The organism is Streptomyces sp. NPDC004031 (assembly GCF_053604375.1).
The window spans coordinates 39210-62189 of the sequence record NZ_JBSGHL010000034.1 but is presented as its reverse complement, the minus strand read 5'-3'; the positions used below and the strand labels follow the sequence as shown (position 1 = coordinate 62189).

The window sequence follows — 22980 nt, the reverse complement described above, 5'->3', positions numbered from 1 at the left end:
AGCAGCCCATGGCCGGCAACGATCTCCAGGGGCGCAGGGTCCTCACGGTGGTCACGAACTACGGGGTCGAGCAGGACGAGCTGATCGTCCCCGTCGACCATCTGCGCGGCAACGGCGCCGACGTCGACGTGGCGGCGGTGTCCGGGGAGCCGGTGCAGACGCTGGTCGGCGACAAGGACCCGGGCCGCAGCGTCCCGCCGACGACGACGCTCGACGACGCCGATCCGGCGGGTTACGACCTGCTGCTGGTGCCGGGCGGCGCGCTGAACGCCGACCATCTGCGGATGGACCACCGGGCGGTGGAGACGGCCCGCGCCTTCGCCGCCTCGGGGCGGCCGGTCGCGGCGATCTGCCACGGCCCGTGGGCGCTGGTCGAGGCGGACGTGGTGCGCGGCAAGACGCTCACGTCGTACCCGTCGCTGCGTACCGACATCGGCAACGCGGGCGGCCGCTGGGTGGACCGCCCGGTGGTCGCCGACGGCACCGGCGGCTGGACGCTGATCACCTCGCGGACGCCCGACGACCTGGACGACTTCCTCCGCGAGGTGGAGGCGGCGCTGGTCACATCACCCTGAGAGGCAGGCACCATGGCGACCAGGGCCCAGACCCCCGCCGCGGCAAAGGCCGCACCCTCGGGCGGACAGGCGCAGCAGGGCGAGGTCCACCGCTGGTGGACGCTGACGGCGGTGTGCGTCGGCACGTTCATGCTGCTGCTGGACATCACGATCGTGAACGTCGCGCTGCCGGACATCCAGCGGGAGCTGCACAGCAGCTTCTCCGACCTCCAGTGGGTCGTCGACGCCTACGCCCTCACCCTCGCCTCGACGCTGCTGACGTGCGGCTCGCTGGCGGACCTCTTCGGGCGCAAACGCGCCTACCTGGGCGGTCTCACCGTCTTCACGATCGCCTCGCTGCTGTGCGGGCTGGCCACCGGCACGCTCTTCCTGGAGCTGTCGCGCGGGCTCCAGGGCATCGGCGGCGCGGCGATGTTCGCGGTGTCGCTGGCGATCCTCGCCGAGACCTTCCACGGCCGCGAGCGCGGGCTGGCCTTCGGGGTGTGGGGCGCGGTCACCGGCCTGGCCGTGGCGGTCGGGCCGGTCGTGGGCGGCGCGCTGACCTCGGGGATCTCCTGGCGCTGGATCTTCTTCGTCAATGTGCCGGTCGGGCTGCTGGCGCTCGCGGTGACGTGGAAGCGGGTCCGCGAGTCGCGTGACCCGCGGCCGCGGCGGCCGGACTGGTGGGGCTTCGCGGCCTTCACCGGCTCGCTCGCCTTCCTGGTCTTCGCGCTGATCAAGTCCGGCGAGCGGGGTTTCACCGACACCCTCGTGCTGGAGTGCTTCTCCGCCGCGGCACTGCTCTTCGGCGCCTTCCTGGCGATCGAGGTCGCCGGACGCCACCCGATGTTCGACCTGTCGCTGCTGCGCAAGCCCACCTTCTCCGGCGGGCTGGTCGCCGCCTTCACCATGTCCGCGTCGATCTTCGCGATGTTCCTGTACCTGACGCTCTACATCCAGGACGTGCTGGGCTACTCCGCCTTCGGCACGGGTCTGCGGCTGTTGGTGGCCTCCGGGCCGATCTTCGTGGTGGCCGCGGTCTCCGGGCGGCTGTCGGCGCGCGTGCCGGTGCGGCTGCTGATCGGGCCGGGCGGCATCGTCGTGGGCCTGGGCCTGCTGTGGATGCGCGGGCTGGGCGCGAGTTCGGACTGGACGCACCTGATCCCCGGCCTGCTGCTCGCGGGCGTCGGCATCGGCATGATCAACCCGCCGCTCGCGTCGACCGCGGTGGGCGTCGTCCCGGCCCGCCAGGCGGGCATGGCCTCGGGTGTGAACTCGACTTTCCGGCAGGTCGGCGTCGCGACCGGCATCGCGCTGCTGGGTTCGCTGTTCGCCACCCGGGTGCAGTCGGTGGTGATGGAGCAGCTGAGCCGGATCCCCGGGCTCGGTCCGCAGGCCCCGCAGTTCGCGTCGGCGCTCACCAACGGCGAGTCCTCCGCCGCCATCGCGCACCTGCCGCCCGCACAGCGCCCCGCGGCGGCCGCCGCGGCCCGCGCCGCCTTCACCTCGGGCCTGGACCACATCCTGCTGGTCGCGGCGGTCATCGCGCTGGTCGGCGGCGTGCTCTCGCTGCTGCTGATCCGCAGCCGGGACTTCGTCTCCCCGACGGAGGGCTGACCGCACCCCCGGCTCCCCGCTCCCCGCTCTCCGCCTTCCGGCCGGGAGACGGTCCGGGCGCGTAGGCTCGGGGGATGCTGGTGTGGATCAACGGGCCCTTCGGGGGCGGCAAGACCGCGACCGCGTACGAGCTGGCCAGGCGGGTCGCGGGGAGTGTGGTGTGCGACCCGGAGAACGTCGGCTTCGGGCTGCACCGGGCGATGCCGCGGGCGCTGCGCGGGGACTTCCAGGACCTGAGGGCGTGGCGGGAGGGGGTCTTCGAGGTCCTCGACATCGCGGCGACCCGGCATCCGGGGGCGGTGATCGTGCCGATGACGGTCGTGGAGCCGGGGTATTTCGCCGAGACGGTCGGACGGCTGCGCGAGCGCGGGCACGACGTACGGCACTTCGCGCTGCTCGCCGAGCGGGAGACCGTCGTGCGGCGGCTGCGCGGCCGCGCCTTCGGGTGGGCGGTCGGGGCGGTCGCCGGGAAGGACGTCCCGCTGCGGCGGGAGAGCTTCGCGCTCGGAAAGCTGGATCTGTGTCTGGAGCGGCTGCGCGGGCCGGAGTTCGCCGAGCAGCTGTGGACCGACCGTATCGGCGTCCCGGAGGTGGCCGGGCGGATCGCCGCCCGCGCCGGGCTGGACGCGGCGCCCGACACCGACGGCCCGCTGCGGGGCGGGCTGCGGCGGACCTGGGTGAGCGTCAGGCACATCCGCCTCGGCTGACCGGGCGGAACGGCCTCAGACCCGGCGGTCCAGGACCTGTCCGGGCCAGCTGCCGGACAGGAAGCTCTCGGTGCGGGTGAAGCCGCAGCGCTCGTAGAACGCGACCAGGCCGCCCCCGCCGCCCGCCCAGCAGTCGACGCGCAGCAGCGACACGCCCGCCTGCCGGGCCTGCTCGGCGGCGTGCTCCAGCAGCGCCGCGCCGATGCCCTGCCCGGCGCGCCGCCGGTCGGAGACCAGCAGCCGGACGTAGCGCTCGGGTTCGGCGGCGGGCGCGATGGGCATCTGCGGGCTGGGGCCGGTGTCGAGCACCAGCGCCCCGGCGGGCACTCCGTCCACCTCGGCGACGAAGGGCATGTTCTCGGTGGTGTAGCGCTGCACCCGCTCCACCCCGCCGGGCTTGCGCGAGTACGGGGTGGTGCCCCACTGCTCGGTGTTGCCGCGGCTGTTCATCCACGCCACGGCGCCGTCGAGCATGTCGAGCACGGCGGGCGCGTCGGCGGGGCCGCCGGGCCGGATGCGTATGCGGGGCGCGCTGTCGTCCATGGGCGCCCAGCTTAGACGTCGTTTCTGATGGCGTGATCGTTCGTTGAGTAGTGCATGACGGATCTGGTTGAGCGGTTGGTGCCGGACGAGTTGTGGACGCTGTTCCGGCGGGTGGTCCCGCCGACGGAGGTCATACGTCCGCAAGGCGGCGGGCTGGTGACCGCGAATGCCTGGCGGCGATCATCTTCGTGGCCACCTCGGGCTGCACCTGGCGGCAGCTGCCTCCAGTGTTCGGGCCGGCCTGGCCCACCGTCTACCGGCGCTTCGCCCAGTGGAGCCAGGCCAGGGTGTGGGCCCGGCTCCACCGGGTCGTCCTCGACGAACTCGGTGCGCGGGGCGCGCTGGACTGGTCGCGGTGCGCGATCGATTCGGTCAGCGTCCGGGCGGCAAAAGGGGGCCTTTGACCGGACCGAATCCGACCGACCGTGGCAAGAGCGGATCGAAAATCCACCTCATCACCGACCGGAACGGCGTGCCGCTGTCGCTGGGCATCTCCGGCGCGAACATGCACGACAGCCTTGGCCTGCAGCCGCTCGTGCGCGGGATCCCGCCCATCCGCTCCCGCCGCGGACCGCGCCGCCGGCGTCCTGCCAAGCTCCATGCCGACAAGGGCTACGACTACGACCACCTGCGGAAATGGCTTCGCGAGCGTCGCATCCGCCACCGCATCGCCCGCAAGGGCATCGAGTCTTCCACCCGGCTGGGCCGATACCGCTGGGTCGTCGAAAGAACGGTCTCCTGGCTGGCCGGCTGCCGCCGCCTGCACCGCCGCTACGAGCGCAAGGCCGAACACTTCCTCGCCTTCGTCGGCATAGCCGCAGCCCTCATCGCCCATCGCCGACTCGCCAAGTGAAACGACGTCTTAGTGCCGCCGGGAGGTCGGGACGGGGCGGGCGGACGGGCCGGGCGGATAAGCGGTGGCGGCGGCCGCACGGCAGCGGGCAGGCTGGCCCGATGCTGATCAGGGAAGCAACCGACCAGGACTGGCCGGCCGTCTGGCCGTTCTTCCAGCACATCATCACCGAGGGCGAGACGTTCACCTACCCGCCGGATCTGACGAGCGGGCAGGCCCGCGACTGGTGGATGCTCGCGGAGCCGTTCCGTACCGTCGTCGCGGTCGACGACGAGGGTGCCGTGCTGGGCACCGCGAAGATGAACCGCAATCACATGGGCAACGGCTCGCACATCGCGAGCGCCAGCTACATGGTCGACCCCGCCCACCAGGGCAAGGGCGTCGGGCGCGCACTGTGCGCGTACTCGGTCGAGTGGGCGCGGGCCGCGGGCTACCGGGCGATGCAGTTCAACGCCGTCGTGGCCTCCAACACCCCGGCGGTGGCGCTCTACCGGTCGCTCGGCTTCGAGGTCCTCGGGACGCTTCCCGAGGGCTTCCGCCACCCGCGGCTCGGCTATGTCGGCCTGCACATCATGCACCGCGCGCTCTGACGGGGCCCGCCGTACGGGACGTCGGCCGGCCCCGTACGGCGGTACGCCGGTCAGGCGGCAGGCGTCCCCCAGCGCCCGAGCGCGGCGAAGGCGGGCTGCCACTCGGCGGCGAGCTGGGCGCGCACCGGCTCGGGCATCGGCCGCAGCGTCACCTCGGCGTCGGCGACGTCCGCGCCCTCCAGCAGCCACGGCAGCACCTGCGGCACCTTCGGGCCGAAACCCTTGCTGTGCTCGACCCCGAACTCCTGCAGCACCTCGGGCGTCGCGTGGGCGTCGACGATCGGGAGACCCTCGTCCTCCTCGTGGGCCAGGTGCGCCGTCAGCCCCTCGGTCAGCAGCCCGAGCGCGGCGGCCAGGGCGCCGTCGTCCGGGCCGTCGGCGGCGACGGCGGCGTCCACGGCCTCCAGCGCCGGGTCGATGTGCGCGTGCTCGGCCTCCATCGCGTCCAGGACCGCCAGCAGCTCCGGCTTGCCCTCGACGGCCTCCCGTATCCCCGGCCACAGCGCGGCGTCCTCGGCGCTGTGGTGGACCAGCAGGACGTCCTTGAAGAGCTGCCAGCCGGGCGCGCCGCGGAAGACCTCGCGGGGATCGATGTCCGTACGGGCGGCGAGGGCGTTCATGTGGCCCAGCTCCCGGCGGAGGGCGTCGTGCATCACGTACATCATGGTGAAATCGGTCGACAGGTCGGGATTGCGCATCAGGTCTTCCTCTCACAAGGACGCGCCCCGCGGGTGCGTGCGGCGCGTAGGACGGTCGTCCCTGTGACGATTCCGGCGCGGGAAGTGTGACGGGCCGCGCTCCCCCGCGAGTGCGAGGGGGCGCGGCCCGGTGGTGCACGGCCCTGTGCGGGCCGGTGGCTGCGGCCGGCTCAGCCGGCGGTGCGGCCGTAGCGGCGGCGGAAGCGTTCGACGCGTCCGGCGGTGTCGAGTTCGCGGGCGCGGCCGGTGTAGAAGGGGTGGCTCGCCGACGAGATCTCCACGTCGATGACGGGGTAGCTCTGCCCGTCCGTCCAGACGACGGTGCGGTCGGCGGTCGCCGTGGACCTGGTGAGGAAGGCGAGGTCGCCGGCCTTGTCGCGGAAGACCACGGGGCGGGACTCGGGGTGGATGCCGTGCTTCATGGGTGTCCTCTCGCGGTGGGGTCGGGGGCCGGTGCTGCCGTGGGCCGTGCGGTCAGCGCGCTTCGCGGAAGAGCACGTGCGCGCGGGCGACGGGGTCGTACTTGAGCAGCGTCAGCCGGTCGGGGTTGTTGCGCCGGTTCTTGCGGGTCACGTAGCTGTGCCCGGTACCGGCGGTGGAGCGCAGGGTGACCACGGGGCGCTGTTCGCTGCGGGCCATGGGACCACTTCCTCTCCGACATGGTTGTCGTTTTCGCCTTGCGGTCGGGTCAACGCACCCGGTCCCCCGGGCATTCCCGATCCCCGCGCGGCCCGTCGGTGAGCGCACGGCCGTGCGCCCCGCGCGCGTACCCTGGGGCGGATCGGCAACGGCGACCCGGCGGAGGCTTAGGTGGCGGCCACGAAATCGGCGCGGACGGCACGGGCTGCGGATCTTTCCCGTACGGCGGGGGCGGCCCGGACCGCGCGCGGCGGCGTCGACGGCAGGGTCGCGCGCGGCAACGAGACCCGGCGCCTGGTGCTGGGCCACGCGGTCGCCGTGGCGTCGGTCGAGGGCCTGGACGGGCTGACGGTCGGGCGGCTGGCGGGCGACCTGGGGCTGAGCAAGAGCGGGGTCTTCGCGCTCTTCGGCTCCAAGGAGGATCTGCAGCTCGCGACCGTGCGCACCGCGATCCGCATCTTCCTGGAGCATGTCGTGCACCCGGCGCACGAGCTGCCGCACGGCGTCGACCGGCTGTGGCAGCTGTGCACGGGCTGGCTCGCGTACTCGCGGGGGCGGGTCTTCCCGGGCGGCTGCTTCTTCTACGCCGCCGCCGCGGAGTACGACGCCCGGCCGGGCCGGCTGCACGACACGATCGCGGCGGCGCGGCGGAACTGGTTCTCCTTCCTGGAGCAGACGCTGCGCGAGGCGCAGCACGCGGGGCAGGCGCGGGCCGACGTGGACCGGGCGCAGCTCGTCTTCGAGATCTGCGCGCTGATGGAGCTGGCCAACGGGGAATCGGTGCTGCATGGCGACGACTCCGGCTACCGGATGGCGGCCCGCGGCATCCTGAACCGGCTGCGGGACGCGGCGACGGACCCGGCCCTGCTGCCCGCCGAGCCTGCGGAAACCGCCGAGCCTGCCGGGGCCTGAAGCGGCGTTCCCCGGTGGACCACGGGCCCGGAAAGGGTCCAGCTTTTAGCACGACCGTTCGTGTATATTCTGCGGCACACGGGCGGAAGGCGGGGGCATGGAGCAGTGGCAGGGCCGAAGCGAGGGCCAGGGTCGGAGCCCGCGGACGGCCGGGCGGTCCGCGGGGCCCAACCAGTGGGTCAAGGACCAGATCGACGCGATGATCGACGCGGCGCCGCTGCCGCCCATCCCGCCGCCGGGCCCGATGGGGCGCGGCTGCCGGGCGCTGCGTTCGGCGCTGCGGCGCGGACGGGCGGCCCGGACCGCGGGCGCGCTGCCCGCTACCGCTCCGTCGTCGACGAGCGCGCGAACACCGTGAACAGCCCGCCGTCCGGATCCCGGATGTCGGCCCAGGGCCCTTCGGCGTTCTCACCCGCGTCGACGACGGTGGCGCCGAGGACGCGCGCGGCCTCGACGGTGGCCGGCACGTCCTCGACGGCGAAGGCCACCGACCAGTGCGGGCGGGCGAGCGGGTCCGGCGCCGCCTCGACGGCGCCGGAGGAGATCCGGGCGACGACGCTGCTGCCCGTCCGCACGACGACCTCGGCCTGGTCGAACTCGTAGCCGACGGTGCAGCAGTCGGCCTCGTCGTCGGCCCACTGGAGCACGCCGCCGTAGAAGATCGCCGACTCGAAGGCGTCCCGGGTGTGCAGGCGTACGACGACGGGGCCGCGGTCGTGCCAGGACTGCCAGCCGCCGGGCAGCCGGCCGTCCCAGACGCCGAAGACCGCGCCGTCCCGGTCGGCGGCGAGCACCGCGCGGCCGGAGGCGAAGGACACCGGGCCCAGCGCGACGGTGGCGCTGCGCTCGCGGATCCGGGCCGTCGCCTCGTCGGCCTGCGGGACGGCGAAGAAGGGCGTCCACACGACGGCGACCTGCATGTCCCCGGCGACGGCGCCGATCGTGGCGACCGGCCGGCCGTCACTGAGGGCGACCGCGAACCGCGAGCCGAGCGTGGTCGAGCGGAACTCCCAGCCCAGCACGGTGCCGTAGAACTTCTCCGAGGCGGCCAGATCGCGCGCGGTCAGGCTGACCCAGCAGGGGGCACCGCGCGCCACATCCGTGCCGGGCGCACCGGCGGGGTGGGGGTGGGTGTGCGACGGCTGTCGCCGGGTCATCGCACCGACTCCGTTCCATGGCTCAGGGATCCCTGGCGCGCAGGGATGGTGATGCTCCGCCTGCCCGCTTTCGCAACGATCAATCATGCGATCTTTCGGCGGGCGGAACGCGGGGGATCGCGGGCACCGGGCGGCGCACGGTCAGGCCCGTGCACTGCCACGCCAGCTCGTCCGTGCCGGGCGCGGGCGGCAGGTGGCCGTACCGCCCGGCGGCGACGCTGACGCTCACCACGGGCCAGGCGCGCCAGTGCGGGCCGACGCCGCGGTTGTCGGCGTAGAGCAGGCGCCCGTCGGCGTACCACTCGACACTGCGGGCGCCGAGGACGACGCGCAGCAGGAACGGGACCCCGGGGGTGACGGCGCCCTCGGCGTAGTGCCCGGCGGCGCGGACGTGGTTGGTCAGCTCCAGCATCCGCGGGTGGTCGGGGTGGTACTCGAAGGCGTCGACCTCGCCGTGGCCGGGCTGCGGACCCTGGCCGGCGTCGCGCCCCCACGTCCACAGCGCGGGCCAGACGCCCTGGACGTCGTGGACGACGCAGGTGGCGCTCAGCTCGTCCTCCGGCAGCAGCTCGAAACCGCCGGGGGCGTACTCGGTGGAGACCAGCGCGCAGTGCCAGGCGCCGTCCGGCGCGCGGCGGGCGGTGAAGACCCCGTCGGCGGTCGGCGCGTAGCCGGGGCCGATGCGGTCGAGCTTGTTGTCGCCGGGGTTGCGCCCGTCCTCGGGATAGGCGGAGGTGCGGCCGGCCGCCCAGGCCGTCCGGTCGGTGAAGGGCGCGTCGAAGACCACCGCTGCGGCGGTGCGGTCGGTCATCATGCGGGGGCTCCCTGCTGCTGGTCGACGTAGGCCGGAATTGCCCCTATTGAATCGGGTTCGACCGGGTGACCGGCAGCGGCGTGCGGGAGCGCGCACCCGGCGCGAACCGGACGGCGTACGCCCCCACCCGTGCCGGGCACCTCCGCGGACCTGCCCCGTGTTGCCGGAACGGCACCGGCATTTGCCGTTCCGGGCGGCCTGCGCCGACGATCGCGGGCGAGGAGGCACCTGACATGACGCACACCCATCCGTACGACAGCCCCGCCGCCCACCACGAGGTCCTGGTGATCGGCGGTGGCGCCGCGGGACTCGCCGCGGCCGCGACGCTCGCCCGCGCCCGCCGCTCCGTCCTGGTGATCGACGCCGGCCGGCCGCGCAACGCGCCCGCGTCCGGCGTCCACACCTACCTCGCCCGCGAGGGCACCCCGCCCGCCGAACTGCTCGCCGCCGGACGCGCGGAGGTACGCGGATACGGCGGCGGGATCCGGCAGGGCACCGCCACCGCCGCCGAGCGCACCGCGGACGGGGGTTTCCGGGTCACGCTCGACGACGGGACCGTCCTGACCGCGGCCCGGCTGCTGGTCACCACCGGCCTGACCGACGAGCTGCCCGCCGTCCCGGGCCTGGCCGAGCAGTGGGGCCACGGCGTGCTGCACTGCCCCTACTGCCACGGCTGGGAGGTGCGCGACCGCGCCGTGGGCGTGCTCGGCACCTCGCCGCTGGCCGTGCACCAGGCGCTGCTGTGGCGGCAGTGGACCCAGCACGTGACCCTCTTCCTGCACACCGCGCCCGAACCCGACGACGAGGCGTACGAGCGGCTGGCGGCGCGCGGCATCGCGGTCGTCGACGGCGAGGTCACCCGGATCGTCGCGGAGAACGGCCGGCTCACCGCCGCCGAGCTGGCCGGCGGGCGGCGGGTCGGCGTCGACGCGCTGGCCGTCGCCACCCGTCTCACCGCCAACTCGGCGGTCCTGGACGGCCTCGGCCTGGCGGCGGAGGAGGTGCAGATGGGCGGGCTGTCGATCGGCACCCGTATCCCCGCCGACCCGACGGGCGCCACGGACGTGCCGGGCGTGTGGGTCGCCGGCAATGTCGCCAACCCGGTGGAGCAGGTCATCGGCGCGGCTGCCGCCGGGGTGCGCGCGGGCGCGGCGGTCAACGCCGACCTCGTCGAGGCCGACACCCGGCGAGCGGTGGAGGCGGCCCGCGCGGCTGCCGGGGCGTAGTCACCGGCGAACGAGGGCTTTTTGCCTCTGGGGCAAACTTTTTGCCCCAGAGGCACGCACTGCTGTTCCATGGACCCATGGCAGCCACCGACCACCCGGCCCCCGCACCGACCGCGGCCACAGCACCCGGCGACGACCTGGTCCTGGCCCCGCGGCTGCGGGACCTGCGGCAGGCGGCGGGCCTGACGCTGGAGAACGCCGCCGCCCGCGCCGGACTGTCCGCCGCGCACCTGTCGCGGCTGGAGTCCGGGCTGCGCCACCCGTCGCTCCCGGTGCTGCTCGGGCTCGCCCGGATGTACGGCACCACCGTCTCGGACCTGCTCGGCGAGACCGCGGGTGAGCCCGACCCCATCGTACGCGGTGCCACCGCCGCCGCGGTGCCCGCCGGAGGCTGGACGTACTGGCGGGCCGGCGGCAACGGGCGGGCCATGCAGGCGCTGCGGCTGCACATCCCGGCCGAGGCGGGCGCGCAGCGCGCGCTGGTGCGCGTGCACCCCGGCGAGGAGTGGCTGTTCGTCACCGGCGGCACGCTGGAGCTGACCCTCGGCGAGCGCGTCCACACGCTGGCGCCGGGCGACTCCGCGCACTTCGACTCGCTCGTGCCGCACCGCCTCGCGGCGGTCGGCGGCTCCGGGGCCGACGTGCTGTTCGTCCACACGCTCATGCAGAGCGAGACGTCGGCCCTGTGTGTCGGCGCCCCGTCGTCCCGTACTCCCGCGGCACACCGCGGACCCACCACCCACTGAGGCACATGACGCCGGGCACCCCGGCACCTTGGAGGAGCAGGACATGACCACCACCGACGGCACCCCGCACGACGTCCGCCCGCTCACCCCCGCCGTCGTCCCCACCACGAACGGCACCGAGCGCCGCAAGCAGCGCGGCGTCGTCCTGCGGGTGCTGGTCTACGTGGTCGTCGCGCACGGCCTCGCCGCCTACCTCTACTTCCTCTTCACCATCGCCGGCAAGAACTGACCCCTCCCCCGTCCCCGCGCCATGTCAGCGCCCCGCGGCTGTCCGCGGGGCGCTGACATGGTCGAATGGTCGGCAGCAACCGCGCCGCCCGACCGCGGGCGGCCCACGGGAAGGGGATCCGATGGCGCTGCCCGACGACACCTGGCGGACCGACCTCCTGCCGGACCTCGAAGCGCTCTACGAGGACCTGCACCGCCACCCCGAGCTGTCCGGCCAGGAGCGCCGCACCGCCGCCAAGGCCGCGCAGGCCCTCGAGACGGCGGGCTACGAGGTGACCGAAGGGGTCGGCGGCACGGGCGTGGTCGGGGTGCTGCACAACGGGCCGGGTCCGGTGGTGATGCTGCGGGCCGACATGGACGCGCTGCCGGTGCGCGAGAACACCGGCCTCCCCTACGCCTCCGAGGTCTTCGCGACCGGCCCCGACGGCGAGAGCGTGCCCGTCGCGCACGCCTGCGGCCACGACATGCACGTCGCGGCGCTGGCCGGGGCGGTGGCCGTGCTGGCACGGCTGCGGGCGCGGTGGTCGGGCACGGTCGTCGCGGTCTTCCAGCCCGCGGAGGAGCTGATGTCCGGGGCCAGGGCGATGATCGAGGACGGGCTCCTGGAGCGCTTCCCCAAGCCGTCGATCGTGCTGGGCCAGCACGTCGGGCCGCTGCCCGCGGGCTTCGTCGGCCACCGCGAGGGCGCGGTGATGGCGGGCGCCGACGTGGCCGACGTGCGGCTGTTCGGCCGCGGCGGCCACGGCTCCCGCCCCGAGGCGACCGTCGACCCGGTGCTGATGGCCGCCTCGATCGTGGTGCGGCTGCAGGGCATCGTGGCGCGCGAGGTGCCGGCCGCCGAGACCGCGGTGGTCACGGTGGGGCGGCTCCAGGCGGGCACCAAGGAGAACATCATCCCGGACACCGCACGGCTGGGCATCAGCGTCCGGTCCTACACCCCGGAGGTGCGGCGGCTGGTCGTCGAGGCAATCGAGCGGATCGTCCACGCCGAGGCCGCCGCCAGCGGCGCGCCCCGGCCGCCGGAGATCAGCTGGGCCCCCGGCGCGCCGGTCCTGGTCAGCGAACCCGACGCGACACGCGCGGTGGCCGCCGACCTGGCCGCGCACTTCGGCGCCGACCGGATGCTGCCGCTGCCGCCGATCGCCGCGAGCGAGGACGTCGGCCTGTTCGGCGAGGCCGCGGGGGTGCCGACGGTCTTCTGGTTCTGGGGCGGCACCGACGCCGCGGCCACGATGGCCGCCTTCCAGGAGGGCCGGATGGACCAGCTGCCCAGCAACCACTCCCCCGAGTTCGCGCCGGTGGTCCAGCCGACGCTCACCACGGGTGTGGAGGCCCTCACGGTGGCGGCGCTGGGGCGCCTCGCGGTACGGGACGCGTCCTGACGGCGGCTCAGCGGGGGTTGCCCGCCCGGAGCCAGGCCAGGTAGTCGGCGAGGCCGCCCGCCGTGTCGTACCCGGGCGCGTAGCCGGTGTCCTCGCGCAGCCGCGTGACGTCCAGCCGGACGTCGGGACCCGCCGCCGGATCGCGCCCCGGCGGCAGCGCGAGCGGCACCTGCGGGGCGAGCCGGGCCAGCACCTCCAGGACCTCCGCGTAGGTGGTGATCCGGCCGGAGGCGACGTTGTACGTGCGGTGGCCGAGCCGCGGCGCGAGCTGGAGCAGGGCGAGCGCGCGGCCGCAGTCCGCGGCGTGGACCAGGTCGGCGCCCTGCCCGGCGCGCGGCGGGGCATGCAGCGCGGAGAGGTCGGGCGCGACGCCCCGGGCGGCGGCGTGCACGAGCTGCGGCAGCGCGAAGAAGGGCGACACCGGCCGCCCCAGCGGCCCCCAGACACCGGCGATCCGCGCGCTGACGACCTCGACGCCGGTGGCCTCGCCGAGGTGGGCGGCGAGCAGCTCGCCGACCTTCTTGAACGTCGGGATGACGTGCCCGGCCCCCATCGGCAGCGGCAGGTCCTCGCGCAGCGGCCCGGCGGTGGCGGCGGTTCCGGCGTAGACGCCGATGGTGCTCGCGACGACGACCCGGGAGACCTGCCGTTCGGCCGCCACCTGGACGACGTTGAGCAGACCGGCGAGCGCGTCCCGGGCCGCCTCGACCGGGGCGGAAGCGCCCGGGGGCCAGGGGGCGGAGGGGGCGAGGTGGACGACGCCGGTGACGCCGTGGCGGGCGGCGACACGGCGCAGGGCCTCGGTGTCGGCGAGGTCGGCCTGCTCGACGTGGACGCGGGCGGCGCCGCGGGCCTCGGTGAGCAGGGCGGGGGGAGGGCCCGGCGGGCGACGCTGGACCAGGACGCAGGACGCGCCGAGGTCGAGCAGGGCGCGGGCGGTGTGCGAGCCGATGAAGCCGAGCCCGCCCGTGACGAGGATCATCCGTGGCGCTCCGTTCGGGAGGGGGGAGGTGGGAGGTGCGGGTGGGTCGCCAATGGCGTGCAGCGCCGCCTGACCGTCAGGACAGGTGATCGTCAGCAGCACTGACGATCACGCTAACTGTAAGGTTCGGGGATGTCCACCACAGCTCCCGAGCTGCACGGCCGGCTCGGCCACCTCCTGAAGCACGCTCAGGCCAGGCTCGCCGCCCTCAACGCCGAGGCGCTCGCGCCCTTCGGTATCAGCGGCCGCGAACTGGCCGTGCTCCTGGTACTCGCCGGGCAGGAGACCCCCTCCTCCCAGCAGCGGGCCGCCGCCCGCCTCGGCGTCGACCGCACCACGATGGTCGCCTTCCTCGACACCCTGGAAAGCAAGGGCCTGGTGGCCCGCCGCCCCGACCCGGCCGACCGGCGCCGCAACGTCGTCGTCCTGACCGCGCAGGGCACCGGCACCCTGCGCGACGCCTCCGCCGCGAGCGACGAGGCCGAGCGCCGCTTCCTGGCCCCGCTCACCGCCGCGGACTCGGCCGGCTTCCGTACCGCGCTCCGGGACGTGGCCTTCTACGACGGCCCCGCCTGACCGGCCACCGGCACCCGCCGCCCCGAGCCGGGGCCGCGGCACGTCCGGACGCACGGCCCCCGGGACGCCCTCACCCCGCGTGTACCGCTCCGCCGTCCTCCCACAGCTCCGCGGTGCGCGCCCGGACCAGGGCCGCGACACGGGCCACCGCGTCATCCGCCGGGAGCGCGGCGATCCGGCGCCCGTCGCGCAGCCGCAGCGCCGCGGAGCCGTCGGCGGCCTCGCGCGGGCCGAGCACGGCCTGCCAGGGAACGAGGCGCGCCGCGCGTACCCGGGCGCCGAGGGTGCCCCGGTCCGGGTGGGCGACCTCGGCGCGCAGCCCCTGCGCGAGGCAGTGGTCGAGCAGCCGCTCGGCGTACGGCACCTCGGCCTCGCCCAGCGGCAGCAGCGCCACCTGGACGGGGGCGAGCCAGCCGGGGAAGGCGCCGCCGTGCCGCTCGACGAGATGGGCGACGGCTCGCTCGACGCTGCCGATCACGCTGCGGTGGACCATCACGGGGCGGTGCCTGCGGCCGTCCGGGCCCACGTACTCCAGGCCGAAGCGCTCGGGCTGGTGGAAGTCGATCTGGACGGTGGACAGGGTGCTCTCCCGCCCGGCGGGGTCGGCGACCTGGACGTCGATCTTGGGCCCGTAGAACGCGGCCTCGCCCTCCGCCGCCTCGTACTCCAGCCCGGCGGCCTCCAGCGCCTCGACGAGCAGCGCCTCGGCCCGGCGCCACATGCCGGCGTCGCCGACGTAACCGCCGCCGGGCCCGGCGAGCGACAGCCGGTGGCGCACGGGCTCGATGCCCAGCACCCGGTGCGCGCGGGCGATCATCCCCAGCGCGGTGCGGGCCTCGGCGGCGGCCTGGTCGAGGGTGCAGAAGATGTGCGCGTCGTTGAGCTGGATGGCGCGCACCCGGGTCAGGCCGCCGAGGACGCCGGAGAGCTCCGCGCGGTACATGCCGCCCAGCTCGGCGATGCGCAGCGGGAGTTCGCGGTGGCTGCGGGCGCGGTGGCGGTAGATCAGCGCGTGGTGCGGGCACAGGCTCGGGCGCAGCACCAGTTGTTCGCCGCCGAGGTCCATGGGCGGGAACATGTCGTCGCTGTAGTGCGACCAGTGGCCGGACAGCTCGTACAGCTCGCGCTTGCCGAGCACGGGCGAGTGGACGTGCCGGTAGCCGGCGCGGCGCTCCTCCTCGCGGACGTAGGTCTCCAGCTCGTGCCGGACGGCGGCGCCGGCGGGCAGCCAGTAGGGCAGCCCGGCGCCGACGAGCGGGTCGGTGTCGAACAGGCCGAGTTCGCGGCCGAGCTTGCGGTGGTCGTGCATCGCGGGTCTCCCTCGCGGACGGCGAGGCGGGTGGCGGCACGGCGAAGCCCCGGGGCACCCGCCCCGGGGCTTCGCTCACGGACATCGGTCAGCGCGCCGGGACGTACTCCGGCGTCGTCGTGCGACCGTGGCTTCTCATGCGGCGCACGCTAGCGCGTACGTACCGGCGGCGGCACCCGGTTTTCCGCCGCCCCTTCCGCTGCCGCCCCGCCCCGCCCTCGGCTCAGTCCTCCTCCGGGCTGTAGTAGTGCAAGGTGGCGTCGAACCGCGCGATCCAGGACTCCAGTTCGGCGGGTCGGCGGGTGGTGACCGCGCAGGAGAAGACGGTGCCGTCGCGCAGCGACACGCCCACCAGGAGGGTGTGGCCGCGTCCGGCGGCCCGTTCGCACCAGGCGAAGTCGACGGCGTGCCAGGGCACTTCCACGACCTGGCCGTCGGTGCCCAGCGACACGCCCGCGGAGTCGAGGACGACGGCGTTCTTGCGGTCCATGGCGAGGAATTCGGGCATCCCCGGCTGTCCCGCGCCCGCCCCCGGCGGCGGCAGCGGCGCCCCCGGCCCGTACGGCGACGGCGGCAGCGCACCGGCGCCCGGCACGGCCCCCGGCCCGTACGGCGGCCCGGCGGTGTACCCGGGCCCGCTGCCGTACGGCTGCCCCGCGGTGTACGGCGGCACCGGCGCGGCGGACACGGACCCGGCCCCGTACGCCGACGGCGGGTACGCGGGCGGCGGCGGAAGGGGCGGCGGCGCGGCCCCGGACCCCGGCGGCGGCCCCGCGGCCGGGGCGCCCTGCCGCGGGAGGCCCGGCGCGGCGTCGGGCACCGGGGTCCCCTGCTCCCCCGTACCGGGTCCGGGCGGCACGGGCGTGTCGCGTTCGCCCGCCGCGGAGCCGGGCGGCACCGGCGTGTCGCGCTCGCGTGGCGGCGCGAGCGGGTACGACGTCGGCGCGGCGGGAGGGGCGGGCGGGGCGTCCAGCGGGCTGAGCCGGTCCAGCAGCTCGTCCGTGGTGGGACGCCACTGCGGTGACTTCGCCAGGCACGCGGCGACCAGGGCGCGCAGCCCGTCCGGGATCGCGGAGAGGTCCGGGTCACCGTGCACGGAGCGGTAGATCTGCGCGACCGGGGTGCCGCCGCCGAAGGCGCTGCCGCCCGCGGCCGCGACGAGCACCGCGCCGAAGGCGAAGACGTCGGCGGCCGGGCCGACGTCGTGGCCCTCGGCCTGCTCGGGCGCGAGGAAGCCGGGCGTGCCGAAGGCCGTGCCGGTCGTGGTGAGGCGCGCGTCGTCCATCGCGCGGGCGATGCCGAAGTCGAGCACGCGCGGCCCGTCCGCGGCCATGACGATGTTCCCGGGCTTGAGGTCGCGGTGGACCAGCCCGCAGCGGTGGATCGCCTGGAGGGCCTCGGCGAGCGCGGCCCCCAGCTCGCGCAGCCGCGGCTCGTCCATCGGCCCCTCGGCGGCGAGCAGCCGGCCCAGCGTCGGCCCGGGGACGTACGCGGTGGCGAGCCATGGTTCGGCGGCCTCCGGGTCGGCGTCGACGACCGGCGCGGTGTGGAAGCCGCCGACGCTGCGGGCGGCGGCCACCTCGGCGCGGAAGCGGGCCCGGAAGGCGGGGTCGCCGGCCAGTTCGGGCCGGACGAGTTTCACCGCCACCAGCCGCCCGCCGCGCGATTTCGCCAGCCACACCGTGCCCATGCCGCCTTCGCCGAGCTTGCGCACGACCCCGTATGTGCCGATCCGTTCCACGCACCCCTCCCGCGTCGGCCCCAGACTACGGGTCGGAGCGCGGGCGTACGGCGATCGCACTGTGGTGCGCCCGCGCCCGGGGCGGGATCATGCGGTTCTGCCGTGCCGTGTCCTGCCCGCGGCGCGGGCCGGGCCCGAACCGCGGCTGCTCTGCGGGCAGTCCCGGGAAGTCACCGCCTCGGCCGAGGTGGAACCCCGACCAGAGAGGACCCAGTGTGAGTCAGCAAGGTCAACGAGTGGGCGTCGTGTCCGAAGCACGCGACGGGGAGACACGGGTGGCGGCCACCGCGGTGACGGTCGCTCAACTGCGCGGTCTCGGCTACGAGGTGGTGGTGGAGTCCGGTGCGGGGCTCGCCGCCAGCATCGGCGACGACGCCTACCGGGAGGCCGGGGCCTCGATCGGGGACCGGACGCACGTGTGGGGCGCGGACGTCGTGCTGGCGGTCGACGCCCCCACGCAGGAGGAGATCGCGCTGCTGCGCGAGGGTGCGGTGCTGGTCTGCCTGCTGGCGCCCGCGCAGCACCCGGAGCTGCTGGAGGCGCTGGCGCGGGCGGGGGTGACGGCGCTCGCGATGGACGCGGTGCCGCGCATCTCGCGTGCCCAGTCGATGGATGTGCTCAGCTCCATGGCCAACATCGCGGGTTACCGCGCGGTGATCGAGGCCGCTCACGCCTTCGGGCGATTTTTCACCGGCCAGGTCACCGCCGCCGGCAAGGTGCCGCCCGCCAAGGTGCTGGTGGCCGGCGCGGGCGTGGCGGGGCTCGCGGCGATCGGCGCGGCGGGCAGTCTCGGCGCGGTGGTGCGGGCCACCGATCCGCGCCCGGAGGTCGCCGACCAGGTCAGGTCGCTGGGCGGCGAGTACCTGGCGGTGGAGTCGGCGGACGTCGAGGTCAGCTCGACCGGCTATGCCAAGGAGATGTCCGACGACTACAACACTCGCGCCGCCGCCCTCTACGCGCAGACCCTGCCGGACACCGACATCCTCGTCACGACCGCTCTCATCCCGGGCCGCCCGGCGCCGCGGCTGGTCACCGAGGAGATGGTGGCCGCCATGCGGCCCGGCAGCGTGATCGTGGACATGGCCGCGGCGCAGGGCGGCAACGTCGCCGGATCGGTCGCGGGCGAGACGGTCGTCACCGAGAACCAGGTCACCGTCGTCGGGTTCACCGACCTCGCCTCGCGGCTGCCCGCGCAGGCCTCGCAGTTGTACGGGACCAACCTGGTCAACCTGCTGAAGCTGCTGACGCCCGGCAAGGACGGGCAGCTGGTGCTGGACCTCGACGACGTCGTGCAGCGCTCGGTCACCGTGACGCGCGGCGGCGAGACGACCTGGCCGCCCCCGCCGGTGCAGGTGTCCGCCGCGCCGCAGCCCGCGGCTCCGCCGCCCGCCGCGCCGCCGCCCGCGCCCGTCCGCAGCCGCCGCGCGACGGCCGCCCGCCGGTACGCGGTGGTGGGCCTCGGGGCGGCGCTGCTGTTCCTCGCGACGGCCTTCGCCCCGCAGCAGCTGATCGGCAACCTCACGGTCTTCGTGCTGGCCATCGTGATCGGCTACTACGTCATCGGCCATGTGCACCACGCGCTGCACACCCCGCTGATGTCGGTGACGAACGCGATCTCCGGGATCATCGTGGTCGGCGCGATGCTGCAGATCGGGCACGCGCACACCGCGGTCACCGTGCTGGCCTTCGCCGCTGTCCTGCTGGCGTCGATCAACATCTTCGGCGGCTTCGCGGTGACGCGGCGCATGCTGTCGATGTTCGCGAAGGACTGAGCCGCCATGACCGCATCGACCGCCGCGCAGGCGGCCTACGTCGTCGCCGCGCTGCTCTTCATCCTCTCCCTCGCCGGGCTGTCCCGGCACGAGACGTCCCGCTCCGGCGTGGTCTACGGCATCGCCGGCATGGCCATCGCGCTGGCCGCGACGATCGGGCTGGCCTCGCGCAGCATCGCCGCCACCGGCATGGGGCTGCTGGTCGGCGCCATGGTCGTCGGCGCCGGCATCGGACTGTGGCGGGCCCGCCGGGTCGAGATGACCGGCATGCCGGAACTCATCGCGATACTGCACAGCTTCGTCGGCCTGGCCGCGGTGCTGGTCGGCTGGAACGGCTACCTGGACGTCGAGGCCAAGGGCTCCGGGCAGCACGAGATCGCCGCCGACCTGCTGCGCATCCACCACGCCGAGGTCTTCGTCGGCGTGTTCATCGGCGCGGTGACCTTCACCGGCTCGATCATCGCCTTCCTCAAGCTGTCAGCGCGCATCCGGTCCAGCCCGCTCATGCTGCCCGGCCGCAACCTGCTCAACCTGGGGGCGCTCGCCGCCTTCGCGGGCCTGACCGTCGCCTTCGTGGTCTCCCCCGACGTGGGTCTGCTGGTCGCCGTGACGGCGGTGGCGCTGGCCCTCGGCCTGCACTTGGTGGCGTCGATCGGCGGCGGCGACATGCCCGTCGTGGTGTCGATGCTCAACAGCTACTCGGGGTGGGCGGCGGCCGCCTCCGGCTTCCTGCTCGACAACAACCTGCTGATCGTGACGGGCGCGCTGGTCGGCTCGTCGGGTGCGTACCTGTCGTACATCATGTGCACGGCGATGAACCGCTCGTTCCTGTCGGTCATCGCGGGCGGCTTCGGCGTCGAGACGGGTCCGGCCGACACCACCGACTACGGCGAGCACCGCGAGATCGACGCGTCCGGCACCGCCAAGCTGCTCAAGGACGCCCGGTCGGTCGTCATCACCCCCGGCTACGGCATGGCGGTCGCGCAGGCGCAGTACCCGGTGGCCGATCTGACGCGCAGGCTGCGGGAGATGGGCGTCGAGGTGCGCTTCGGCATCCACCCGGTCGCCGGGCGGCTGCCGGGCCACATGAACGTGCTGCTGGCCGAGGCGAAGGTGCCGTACGACATCGTGCTGGAGATGGACGAGATCAACGACGACCTGGCGCAGACCACGGTCGTCCTGGTCATCGGCGCCAACGACACCGTGAACCCGGCCGCGGTCGACGACCCCGGCAGCCCGATCGCGGGCATGCCCGTGCTGCGGGTGTGGGAGGCGGAGAACGTCGTCGTCTTCAAGCGGTCGATGAATCCCGGCTACGCGGGCGTGCAGAATCCGCTGTTCTTCCGGGACAACAGCCAGATGCTGTTCGGGGACGCGAAGCAGCGGGTCGAGGACATCCTGCGCGCGCTGTGAGCGTACGGGGGGGGCGGCGGCCCGGCGCGGGCCGCCGCCTGCCGCGCTACGTGAACGGGCCGAGGTCGCCGCGCAGCACCTCGTCGGTGATCTGCGGGCGGCCGAAGAGCGCGAGCAGCTCGTTGCTCAGCGCGACCATCGCGGCGAGGTCGTGCCCGTGGGCGATGACGACGGCCGCCGACAGGCCGCTCGGCACCGCGCCGGCGTCCAGCAGCACCCGCCAGTCGTCCGGCCCCAGTTCCAGGAACTCCAGGCCCTTCAGCCCGGATATCTCCAGCGGATCGGCGAGCGTGCCCGGATACGCGGTGAGCGTGCGCAGCTTCGGCAGCCCGGTGACGGGGGCGAGGCTCACCGGGGGGCGGTCCAGCACGCCGATCTGCAGCACTTCCAGGTCGGGGTGGACCGCGGCCGCGACGTCCGGCAGGCTCCCGCGGTTGACGCGCGCGATCACCGGCGTCCGGTCCGCGTGCACGCGCGGGTGCGGGTGGCTGCTCGGGCGGCGGTGCACCACGAGGTCGGTGAGCGAGTCGGCCTCCAGGTCGGCGCCGGTGTCCTCCTCGTGGCCGATGAAGACGATCTGCCCGGTGCGGCCGAGCGGTCCGGGGGTGAGGTCGACGGCGTAGTAGTCCCCGCCGCCGTTGCTGCCGAAGGCGATCCAGCCGGGCGAGCCCGGGAGCCCCTGCACGGCCGCCTCCGGCGGTGTCACCACCGCCCGGCTCGCGGCGTGCGCCCAGTGCCAGTGCCGCGAGGCGGCGTCGGCGACGTACAGCTGCTCCGGCGGCAGCAGTTCGACGCCGACCGCCTCGTACACCCGCTCGGCGTACTCGTAGTCGGGGAAGTCCGACCACCGGCCGCGGACCACCCGGTAGACGGCGCGCAGTTCGGCGGGCAGCGGGAGACCGAGCCGCCGCTCGGCCTCGGCGATCTCCTCCCCGGTGGCGGGCACGGCGTCCGGCAGCCGCTCCCGCAGGGTGCGCTCCACCAGCCCGGCGTCCGCCGACCCGGCCGGGCGGGCGTCCGGCGCCGGCTCCGGCAGCCGCCGCCACGGCTCGGGAACGGCCCCCTCCACGAACACCAGCGCCGACGGGGCGTGGGTGCCGATCCCCGCTGCGGCGGCCGGGCTGGGCGCGAACACGCGTACCGCGGCGGATCCGGCGAGCGACAGCTGCGCGGTGAAGGCGACGTGCTGCCAGCCCGCCTCGCGCAGCGCCTGCTGGATGCCCTCCACCGCCGCGAACGCGTCCGCCATGTCCTCGACGAGCAGCGCTCGTCCGGGCGCCGAGGGTGCCATGCGCACCGGCACGCTCCAGGCGCTCAGGCCTATCTGACCGCTCACCACTCCTTCGGGCCCTTCCCACTTCTCGTGGCAGTCGGTCCGCAGGACGCGCAGCAGCGGCTCCCAGGTGGCGAATTCGTGCGGTGAGGGCATCCCCGGCCTCCGAGACGTGCGGGAACGGCGGCCGCTCGGCGCCGTTCGTGTGGTGCGGCCGGACGCTGCGACCGGCTGAACGCCATTGTCACAGCCGCCACTGACACTCCCCGGCACTCCCCCACCGGTGCTCTCCAGGCCCCGCAATAGGCTGGCCCGCATGACGGACCACCCGGAGCCCCGGCTCCTGCGCGAGCGACTGCTGTCGGCCGGATTCGACGTCGAGGCGGTGCGCGCCGCGGCGGGCGGGGCCGTGGCGCAGGCCGGGGTCGCCACCCTCGCCGGGGGCCGCGAGATCTTCGCCAAGACGGTGACCACCGCGATACCCGACCTCTTCGCGATCGAGGCGGCGGGCCTCGGCGTACTGCGCGAGGCGGGCCTGCGCACACCCGACGTGCTGCTCGCCTCGTCCGAGCTGCTGGTGCTCGCGCCCTTCCCCGCCTTCCCGGACACCGGCGAGGCGTGGGAGGAGCTGGGCCGGGCGGTCGCGCGGATGCACACGACGACCGTGCACGAGCGGTTCGGCTGGCACCGCGACGGCCGGCTCGGACGGCTGCCGCAGGCCAACACCTGGTCCGACGACGGCCACGCGTTCTTCGCCGAGCACCGCGTCCTGCACTGGCTCCCGTTCATCGACGACCGGCTGGACGCGGACGACCGCCGGGCGGTGGAACGGCTCTGCGCGCGGCTGCCCGAGCTGGTCCCCGAGCAGCCCGCCTGCCTCAACCACGGCGACCTGTGGTCGGGCAACGTGCTGGGCGCACCGGACGGCGGTGTCGCGGTGATCGACCCCGCCGTGTCGTACACCTGGGCGGAGTCGGAGCTGAGCATGCTGTGGTGCTCGCCGCGGCCGCCCGCCTCCGAGCGTTTCTTCACCGCCTACGCCGAGGTGGCGCCGCTCGCCGACGGATGGCGCGAGCGGCTGCCCGTCCTGCACCTGCGCGAGGTGCTCAGCGCCCTGGCGCACGGCGTCGACGGCTGGGACGCGGTCGGCTACGTGCGCGGGGTCGTCGCGCCCTTCCGTGCCCGCCGTCCGGGCGGCGCCGGGTCGCCGTCCGCCGAGAGCCGCCCGGCGACCACGGCCTGAGGGCG

The 22980-nt window shown here is 74.9% G+C and carries 24 protein-coding genes and 1 pseudogene; 15 read left to right on the top strand and 10 right to left on the bottom strand.

Going from position 1 to position 22980, the window contains the following annotated elements:
- Positions 1 to 8 precede the first annotated feature (8 nt).
- The 3 genes from ACWERV_RS21990 to ACWERV_RS21980 all read left to right on the top strand — a co-directional run bounded on the left by ACWERV_RS21990 (position 9) and on the right by ACWERV_RS21980 (position 2878).
- Positions 9 to 575, top strand: a complete 567-nt coding sequence (locus ACWERV_RS21990; RefSeq protein ID WP_398184120.1) for a DJ-1/PfpI/YhbO family deglycase/protease — start codon at positions 9 to 11, stop codon at positions 573 to 575.
- Between the two features lie 12 nt (positions 576 to 587).
- Complete coding sequence (locus ACWERV_RS21985) at positions 588 to 2171, top strand: MFS transporter (protein WP_452935524.1); 1584 nt, start codon at positions 588 to 590, stop codon at positions 2169 to 2171.
- Between the two features lie 74 nt (positions 2172 to 2245).
- Positions 2246 to 2878 carry an AAA family ATPase gene (locus tag ACWERV_RS21980; protein ID WP_452935521.1) on the top strand — a complete coding sequence of 211 codons (633 nt, stop codon included), beginning with the start codon at positions 2246 to 2248 and terminating at the stop codon, positions 2876 to 2878.
- Positions 2879 to 2893: 15 nt separating this feature from the next.
- On the opposite strand, the gene ACWERV_RS21975 is transcribed toward ACWERV_RS21980, so the two are convergent.
- Complete coding sequence (locus ACWERV_RS21975) at positions 2894 to 3421, bottom strand: N-acetyltransferase family protein (protein ID WP_452935518.1); 528 nt, start codon at positions 3419 to 3421, stop codon at positions 2894 to 2896.
- Positions 3422 to 3475: 54 nt separating this feature from the next.
- Between ACWERV_RS21975 and ACWERV_RS21970 the strand changes: the two are divergent.
- Positions 3476 to 4274 (top strand): annotated as a pseudogene (locus ACWERV_RS21970) (IS5 family transposase).
- Between the two features lie 101 nt (positions 4275 to 4375).
- The gene (locus ACWERV_RS21965) at positions 4376 to 4864 is read left to right on the top strand and encodes an N-acetyltransferase family protein (protein WP_452935516.1); all 489 of its coding nucleotides are present in this window, start codon (positions 4376 to 4378) and stop codon (positions 4862 to 4864) included.
- A 50-nt stretch (positions 4865 to 4914) separates the two neighbouring features.
- On the opposite strand, the gene ACWERV_RS21960 is transcribed toward ACWERV_RS21965, so the two are convergent.
- The 3 genes from ACWERV_RS21960 to rpmG form a co-directional block, all read right to left on the bottom strand.
- Positions 4915 to 5562, bottom strand: coding sequence for a hemerythrin domain-containing protein (locus ACWERV_RS21960; RefSeq protein ID WP_452935514.1), 648 nt, complete (start codon positions 5560 to 5562; stop codon positions 4915 to 4917).
- Between the two features lie 170 nt (positions 5563 to 5732).
- The gene (locus ACWERV_RS21955; protein ID WP_452935511.1) at positions 5733 to 5984 is read right to left on the bottom strand and encodes a type B 50S ribosomal protein L31; all 252 of its coding nucleotides are present in this window, start codon (positions 5982 to 5984) and stop codon (positions 5733 to 5735) included.
- Between the two features lie 52 nt (positions 5985 to 6036).
- The gene (rpmG, locus tag ACWERV_RS21950) at positions 6037 to 6201 is read right to left on the bottom strand and encodes a 50S ribosomal protein L33 (protein ID WP_398184141.1); all 165 of its coding nucleotides are present in this window, start codon (positions 6199 to 6201) and stop codon (positions 6037 to 6039) included.
- 294 nt (positions 6202 to 6495) lie between these two features.
- Between rpmG and ACWERV_RS21945 the strand changes: the two genes are divergently transcribed.
- Positions 6496 to 7113, top strand: a complete 618-nt coding sequence (locus ACWERV_RS21945; protein ID WP_452935580.1) for a TetR/AcrR family transcriptional regulator — start codon at positions 6496 to 6498, stop codon at positions 7111 to 7113.
- Between the two features lie 97 nt (positions 7114 to 7210).
- Positions 7211 to 7471: a hypothetical protein gene (locus ACWERV_RS21940; protein ID WP_452935507.1), complete on the top strand. Its 261-nt coding sequence runs from the start codon at positions 7211 to 7213 to the stop codon at positions 7469 to 7471.
- On the opposite strand, the gene ACWERV_RS21935 is transcribed toward ACWERV_RS21940, so the two are convergent.
- On the bottom strand, positions 7434 to 8270 hold the full coding sequence (locus ACWERV_RS21935) for a VOC family protein (protein ID WP_452935504.1): 837 nt from the start codon (positions 8268 to 8270) through the stop codon (positions 7434 to 7436). The two genes, ACWERV_RS21940 and ACWERV_RS21935, sit on opposite strands and share 38 nt — an antisense overlap.
- Before the next feature lie 79 nt (positions 8271 to 8349).
- The gene (locus ACWERV_RS21930; RefSeq protein WP_452935501.1) at positions 8350 to 9084 is read right to left on the bottom strand and encodes a beta-glucanase; all 735 of its coding nucleotides are present in this window, start codon (positions 9082 to 9084) and stop codon (positions 8350 to 8352) included.
- A 233-nt stretch (positions 9085 to 9317) separates the two neighbouring features.
- Here ACWERV_RS21930 and ACWERV_RS21925 point away from each other — a divergent pair, with 233 nt between their 5' ends.
- The 4 genes from ACWERV_RS21925 (at position 9318) to ACWERV_RS21910 (ending at position 12666) form a co-directional block, all read left to right on the top strand.
- Positions 9318 to 10310 carry an NAD(P)/FAD-dependent oxidoreductase gene (locus ACWERV_RS21925; protein WP_452935499.1) on the top strand — a complete coding sequence of 331 codons (993 nt, stop codon included), beginning with the start codon at positions 9318 to 9320 and terminating at the stop codon, positions 10308 to 10310.
- A gap of 77 nt (positions 10311 to 10387) precedes the next feature.
- Positions 10388 to 11056, top strand: a complete 669-nt coding sequence (locus ACWERV_RS21920; protein ID WP_452935496.1) for a helix-turn-helix domain-containing protein — start codon at positions 10388 to 10390, stop codon at positions 11054 to 11056.
- A 43-nt stretch (positions 11057 to 11099) separates the two neighbouring features.
- Positions 11100 to 11285: a DUF6126 family protein gene (locus ACWERV_RS21915; RefSeq protein ID WP_398184156.1), complete on the top strand. Its 186-nt coding sequence runs from the start codon at positions 11100 to 11102 to the stop codon at positions 11283 to 11285.
- A 121-nt stretch (positions 11286 to 11406) separates the two neighbouring features.
- Positions 11407 to 12666: an amidohydrolase gene (locus tag ACWERV_RS21910; RefSeq protein ID WP_452935493.1), complete on the top strand. Its 1260-nt coding sequence runs from the start codon at positions 11407 to 11409 to the stop codon at positions 12664 to 12666.
- A gap of 7 nt (positions 12667 to 12673) precedes the next feature.
- Here the strand turns inward: ACWERV_RS21910 and ACWERV_RS21905 are convergent, their stop codons facing one another.
- Complete coding sequence (locus ACWERV_RS21905) at positions 12674 to 13648, bottom strand: NAD-dependent epimerase/dehydratase family protein (protein ID WP_452935490.1); 975 nt, start codon at positions 13646 to 13648, stop codon at positions 12674 to 12676.
- 132 nt (positions 13649 to 13780) lie between these two features.
- Here ACWERV_RS21905 and ACWERV_RS21900 point away from each other — a divergent pair, with 132 nt between their 5' ends.
- A complete protein-coding gene (locus ACWERV_RS21900; RefSeq protein WP_452935488.1) occupies positions 13781 to 14224 on the top strand; it encodes a MarR family winged helix-turn-helix transcriptional regulator in 444 nt (147 codons plus the stop codon).
- A 70-nt stretch (positions 14225 to 14294) separates the two neighbouring features.
- Here the strand turns inward: ACWERV_RS21900 and thrS are convergent, their stop codons facing one another.
- Both thrS and ACWERV_RS21890 read right to left on the bottom strand, forming a co-directional pair.
- Complete coding sequence (thrS, locus tag ACWERV_RS21895; protein WP_452935485.1) at positions 14295 to 15533, bottom strand: threonine--tRNA ligase; 1239 nt, start codon at positions 15531 to 15533, stop codon at positions 14295 to 14297.
- Between the two features lie 223 nt (positions 15534 to 15756).
- Positions 15757 to 17274 (bottom strand): serine/threonine-protein kinase, encoded by a 1518-nt coding sequence (locus tag ACWERV_RS21890; RefSeq protein ID WP_452935482.1) that lies wholly within the window; start codon positions 17272 to 17274, stop codon positions 15757 to 15759.
- Positions 17275 to 17519: 245 nt separating this feature from the next.
- Between ACWERV_RS21890 and ACWERV_RS21885 the strand changes: the two genes are divergently transcribed.
- Together ACWERV_RS21885 and pntB are read left to right on the top strand one after the other, a co-directional pair.
- Entirely contained in the window at positions 17520 to 19046 is a 1527-nt protein-coding gene (locus tag ACWERV_RS21885; RefSeq protein ID WP_398184169.1) for a Re/Si-specific NAD(P)(+) transhydrogenase subunit alpha, read from the top strand.
- A 6-nt stretch (positions 19047 to 19052) separates the two neighbouring features.
- Positions 19053 to 20459, top strand: a complete 1407-nt coding sequence (gene pntB / locus ACWERV_RS21880; protein WP_398184171.1) for a Re/Si-specific NAD(P)(+) transhydrogenase subunit beta — start codon at positions 19053 to 19055, stop codon at positions 20457 to 20459.
- A 46-nt stretch (positions 20460 to 20505) separates the two neighbouring features.
- On the opposite strand, the gene ACWERV_RS21875 is transcribed toward pntB, so the two are convergent.
- Positions 20506 to 21888, bottom strand: a complete 1383-nt coding sequence (locus ACWERV_RS21875; RefSeq protein ID WP_452935478.1) for an SMI1/KNR4 family protein — start codon at positions 21886 to 21888, stop codon at positions 20506 to 20508.
- 160 nt (positions 21889 to 22048) lie between these two features.
- Between ACWERV_RS21875 and ACWERV_RS21870 the strand changes: the two genes are divergently transcribed.
- Positions 22049 to 22975 carry a fructosamine kinase family protein gene (locus ACWERV_RS21870; RefSeq protein ID WP_452935475.1) on the top strand — a complete coding sequence of 309 codons (927 nt, stop codon included), beginning with the start codon at positions 22049 to 22051 and terminating at the stop codon, positions 22973 to 22975.
- Positions 22976 to 22980 lie beyond the last annotated feature (5 nt).

Excerpts from the sequence above, each read along its gene's own strand:
- ACWERV_RS21990 (WP_398184120.1), top strand. The coding sequence starts at position 9 with ATGGCCGGCAACGATCTCCAGGGGCGCAGGGTCCTCACGGTGGTCACG.
- ACWERV_RS21985 (WP_452935524.1), top strand. The coding sequence starts at position 588 with ATGGCGACCAGGGCCCAGACCCCCGCCGCGGCAAAGGCCGCACCCTCG.
- ACWERV_RS21980 (WP_452935521.1), top strand. The coding sequence starts at position 2,246 with ATGCTGGTGTGGATCAACGGGCCCTTCGGGGGCGGCAAGACCGCGACC.
- ACWERV_RS21975 (WP_452935518.1), bottom strand. The coding sequence starts at position 3,421 with ATGGACGACAGCGCGCCCCGCATACGCATCCGGCCCGGCGGCCCCGCC.
- ACWERV_RS21965 (WP_452935516.1), top strand. The coding sequence starts at position 4,376 with ATGCTGATCAGGGAAGCAACCGACCAGGACTGGCCGGCCGTCTGGCCG.
- ACWERV_RS21960 (WP_452935514.1), bottom strand. The coding sequence starts at position 5,562 with ATGCGCAATCCCGACCTGTCGACCGATTTCACCATGATGTACGTGATG.
- ACWERV_RS21955 (WP_452935511.1), bottom strand. The coding sequence starts at position 5,984 with ATGAAGCACGGCATCCACCCCGAGTCCCGCCCCGTGGTCTTCCGCGAC.
- rpmG (WP_398184141.1), bottom strand. The coding sequence starts at position 6,201 with ATGGCCCGCAGCGAACAGCGCCCCGTGGTCACCCTGCGCTCCACCGCC.
- ACWERV_RS21940 (WP_452935507.1), top strand. The coding sequence starts at position 7,211 with ATGGAGCAGTGGCAGGGCCGAAGCGAGGGCCAGGGTCGGAGCCCGCGG.
- ACWERV_RS21935 (WP_452935504.1), bottom strand. The coding sequence starts at position 8,270 with ATGACCCGGCGACAGCCGTCGCACACCCACCCCCACCCCGCCGGTGCG.
- ACWERV_RS21930 (WP_452935501.1), bottom strand. The coding sequence starts at position 9,084 with ATGATGACCGACCGCACCGCCGCAGCGGTGGTCTTCGACGCGCCCTTC.
- ACWERV_RS21925 (WP_452935499.1), top strand. The coding sequence starts at position 9,318 with ATGACGCACACCCATCCGTACGACAGCCCCGCCGCCCACCACGAGGTC.
- ACWERV_RS21920 (WP_452935496.1), top strand. The coding sequence starts at position 10,388 with ATGGCAGCCACCGACCACCCGGCCCCCGCACCGACCGCGGCCACAGCA.
- ACWERV_RS21915 (WP_398184156.1), top strand. The coding sequence starts at position 11,100 with ATGACCACCACCGACGGCACCCCGCACGACGTCCGCCCGCTCACCCCC.
- ACWERV_RS21910 (WP_452935493.1), top strand. The coding sequence starts at position 11,407 with ATGGCGCTGCCCGACGACACCTGGCGGACCGACCTCCTGCCGGACCTC.
- ACWERV_RS21905 (WP_452935490.1), bottom strand. The coding sequence starts at position 13,648 with ATGATCCTCGTCACGGGCGGGCTCGGCTTCATCGGCTCGCACACCGCC.
- ACWERV_RS21900 (WP_452935488.1), top strand. The coding sequence starts at position 13,781 with ATGTCCACCACAGCTCCCGAGCTGCACGGCCGGCTCGGCCACCTCCTG.
- thrS (WP_452935485.1), bottom strand. The coding sequence starts at position 15,533 with ATGCACGACCACCGCAAGCTCGGCCGCGAACTCGGCCTGTTCGACACC.
- pntB (WP_398184171.1), top strand. The coding sequence starts at position 19,053 with ATGACCGCATCGACCGCCGCGCAGGCGGCCTACGTCGTCGCCGCGCTG.
- ACWERV_RS21875 (WP_452935478.1), bottom strand. The coding sequence starts at position 21,888 with ATGCCCTCACCGCACGAATTCGCCACCTGGGAGCCGCTGCTGCGCGTC.
- ACWERV_RS21870 (WP_452935475.1), top strand. The coding sequence starts at position 22,049 with ATGACGGACCACCCGGAGCCCCGGCTCCTGCGCGAGCGACTGCTGTCG.